Here is a 2,649-nt window from a genome sequence, read left to right as displayed (position 1 = left end):
CCCCCGAACCGGGCGACGAGGCGCGCGACGGCGGCATCGAGCGCCGCGAACCGCTCGTCGTCCCGGGCGGCGCGGGCGGCGGCGACCCGATCTCGCAGGGCCAGGCGCGAGGTTCGGTCGGCGAGTGTCGCGGCCAGCTCGGTGTGCAGGTCGAGCAGACCGATGATGACCCCGCGGTAGCGGGGATGGTCCCGGCTGCGCTGCCAGAAGGCCCAGACCTCGGCGATGCGGGCATGGATCGCCGCGTCGTCGAGGGTGTCCACCGCCGCCAACGGGATGTCGTAGATCTCGAAGGGGTCGCTGTGCTCGGCGCCGCCGCGGCGGTGCACCACGGCGAGCACCCGGCGACGGTAGTCGTCGGATTCAAAGGCACGCATCGTCGTCCCCCGTCAGACCCAGCCGCCCGGCGGACCGCCCAGCCCGCCCGTCGGCCCGCCGCCAGTCTCGCCCGACCCGCCCAGCCCGCCCGGCCCGGAAGATCCGCCCGGCCCGGAAGATCTGCCAGGTCCCCCGGCGGGACCACCGGGACCTGGCCGACGCTCGACGCCCGGGAGACCACCGCGTTCCCGGCGGGCCCGGGCGACCTGCTCCCGCTCGCGGGCCACGTCGGCCTGGCTCAGCGCCGCCGACGTCTCGACGCGCACCGTCAGCGGTCGGTCGGCGAGACCCTCATGGGTGGCCGTGACCTCGAGGATGCCGTCGAAGCCCATCCGGAAGACGATCTGAATCTGCGACCCGGCCGGGAAGCCGGGCGGGATGCCGGTGATCTCGGCCTCGGCTATCACCTTGTTGTCCTCGACCCGGGACGACTCCACCCCGCCGGCCTGTTCGACCACGTAGACGGTGACGGCGTCCTGATCGTCGCGGACGGTTCCGAAGGACCGCCGGACCGCGATCGGCAGCCGATCGTTGCGGTGCACCAGGAACACCGCGCCCTGCTCCCCGAGGCCGCTGAGCGCCAGCACGCCGAAGCCGCGGGAGACTACGTTGACAACCTGCACCTCGACGGTCCGACGTACCCGCTGTGCGGGCAGGCCGAGCGCGTCGGCGAGCCGCCGGCAGGCCGCGTCCAGATCGGCCGGGGCGGCGGCGTCCACCCCGGCGCCGTCGACGAGCTGCCCGCGGGTGACCAGATCGGCGAGCACCAGTCGTTCCAGGGCCTTCTTCTCGCCGTAGACGGCGGCGCCGCGGGCCACGGCAAGATCCGGATCGGCCAGCTCGACGGGCACCCCGAACTCGGCGGCGAGGCGGCGGGCCACGGCGGGCATCCGGGAGGCACCGCCGACGAGCAGGATCCGGTCGATGCCGCGAACCCCGCGGACGAGCGCCGCGTCGCGGGCGGCCCGGGTCAGGGCGACGGTGCGGTCGAGCAGCCCGGCGGTGAGCCGTTCCAGCTCGTCGCGGGTCAGCGCCACCTCGGTGCGGCGACCGGCATGCTCGACGACGGCGGTCGTGGTGGCTGCGTCGGTGAGGTCACGGCGGGCCCGCTCGGCGGCGAGCAGCAGCGCCTGGGAGCCCTCGCCGGCGTCGAGGGGGTCCGGGGCGCCCGGATGCTCGGCGAGGAACCGGTCGCACAGATACAGCACGATCTTCTCGTCCCAGTCGGCGCCGCCGAGCTGATGGTCGCCGTCGATGGTGACGACGGAGACCCGCCGGTCCGCGAGCTCGACGACGGTGACGTCGAACGTGCCACCGCCCAGGTCGTAGACGAGGGCGACCTCCTCTGCCGCGGTGCCGGGGCCACCGAGGCTCCGTCTGCTGCCCAGCTCGAAGCGGGCGAACCCGTAGGACAGGGCCGCTGCGGTCGGCTCGTTGATGACGTCGACGACGTTGAGCCCCGCGTACTCGCCGGCCAGCACCGTCGCCCGGCGTTCCTCGTCGCCGAAGTACGCCGGCACGGTGATCACGACGTCCTCGACCCGCTCGCCGGTGGCCAGCGCCGTGTCGGCGACCAGCGCCTTGAGGATCAGTCCGCTGACGGCCGGCGCGGACCAGGCCGCGCCCTGGGTGATGAAGCGCCAGTCGCCGTCGCCCATCCGCCTCTTGACCAGCGAGCACACGTCGTCGGGCCGGGCCCGGGCGAGGTCGCGGGCGGTCTGGCCGGTGAGGTAGTCGTCCGCGCCCACGAACAGCACGACGCTCGGCAGCGTCAACCCGCCGTCGGACAGCGGCACGATCTGCGGCTCCCCGGCGCCCGACACGCGGGCCAGGCAACTGAACGTCGTGCCCAGATCGATCCCGAAGACGCTGCGGGTACCCGCCGGCGGCCGGCGGTCGACGTGTCCGACCACAACCGGAAACCTATCTTTCGCGGCGGAGCCGCCCCACGAACACCCGGCGACCAGTCCTGTCCACCCTCGAGCAGGTCAGTCCGCCATCGACCAGGCCTGTCCACCCTTGAGCAGGTCAGTCCAGGTCGAGCAGGTGTTCCAGGCCGACTGTCAGGCCGGGTCGGTCGGCGATGCGTCGCACGGCGAGCAGCACCCCCGGCATGAAGGAGGTGCGGTCGTAGGAGTCGTGCCGCAGGGTCAGGGTCTCCCCCGCGCCGCCGAGCAGCACCTCCTGATGGGCTACGAGGCCGGCGAGGCGCACGGCGTGCACGGGCACGCCCGCGACCCGGGCGCCGCGGGCGCCCTCGAGCGCCGTGGC

At 74.1% G+C, this 2,649-nt stretch carries 2 protein-coding genes and 1 pseudogene; all 3 read right to left on the bottom strand.

Translation table 11 applies throughout. The features are described from left to right. Nucleotides 1–377 (bottom strand): annotated as a pseudogene (locus ND748_RS29715) (hypothetical protein); the annotation flags it as partial. Between the two features lie 12 nt (nucleotides 378–389). Then, nucleotides 390–2,291, bottom strand: coding sequence for an Hsp70 family protein (locus ND748_RS29710; protein ID WP_251749517.1), 1,902 nt, complete (start codon nucleotides 2,289–2,291; stop codon nucleotides 390–392). A 115-nt stretch (nucleotides 2,292–2,406) separates the two neighbouring features. Beyond that, the coding region (locus ND748_RS29705; RefSeq protein ID WP_285902897.1) for a dihydrodipicolinate reductase C-terminal domain-containing protein at nucleotides 2,407–2,649 on the bottom strand (243 nt) is incomplete at its 5' end.

Origin of the sequence: Frankia sp. AiPs1 (assembly GCF_023716945.1) — a bacterium.
GTDB lineage: Bacteria > Actinomycetota > Actinomycetes > Frankiales > Frankiaceae > Frankia.
The sequence above is the reverse complement of the archived record's forward strand: the minus strand, read 5'-3'. Positions and strand labels throughout refer to the sequence as shown.